This window comes from Streptomyces sp. NRRL F-5650, from assembly GCF_000721365.1.
GTDB lineage: Bacteria > Actinomycetota > Actinomycetes > Streptomycetales > Streptomycetaceae > Streptomyces > Streptomyces ardesiacus.
The window spans coordinates 1-521 of record NZ_JOGV01000154.1; the positions used below are offsets into that span (position 1 = coordinate 1).

General features: G+C 73.3%; 1 protein-coding gene. It reads right to left on the reverse strand.

What is annotated here, in order from left to right:
- A partial coding sequence (locus IG88_RS39875) for a ketoacyl-synthetase C-terminal extension domain-containing protein (protein ID WP_324609025.1) occupies positions 1-511 on the reverse strand: 511 nt, incomplete at its 3' end.
- Positions 512-521: the final 10 nt, after the last annotated feature.

A 521-nucleotide genomic window follows, 5' to 3' on the forward strand; every position in this document is an offset into this window, starting at 1 on the left:
CGCCTGCCGTGCCGCGCACCACGCGTGCCGATTCCGCGCCGGTGGCCAGGGCCTCCAGACCGTCGAGCAGTTCCTCCCGGCCACGCCCCAGCACCACCGCCCGATGCTCGAAACACGACCGCCCCGACACCAACGACCACCCCACATCAGCCACATCCACACCCGCGTCACCGGCCACCCGCACCCGCAGCCGCTCCGCCTGCGCACGCAACGCCGCCTCCGACCGCCCCGACACCACCCACGGCACCACCCCACCCACCACCGACCCCGACCCCGACTCCCCCACACCCGCACCCGCACCCGCACCCGGAGACGGGTCCGGAGACGGGTCCGGCGCCTCCTCCACGATCACATGCGCGTTCGTGCCACTCACCCCGAACGACGACACACCCGCCCGACGACGACCCCCCTCCGACCGCACCCACTCCCGACCCTCCACCACCAACTCCACCCCACCCGACGACCAGTCCACATGCCGCGACGGCCGGTCCACATGCAACGACCCCGGCACAAACCCGTGC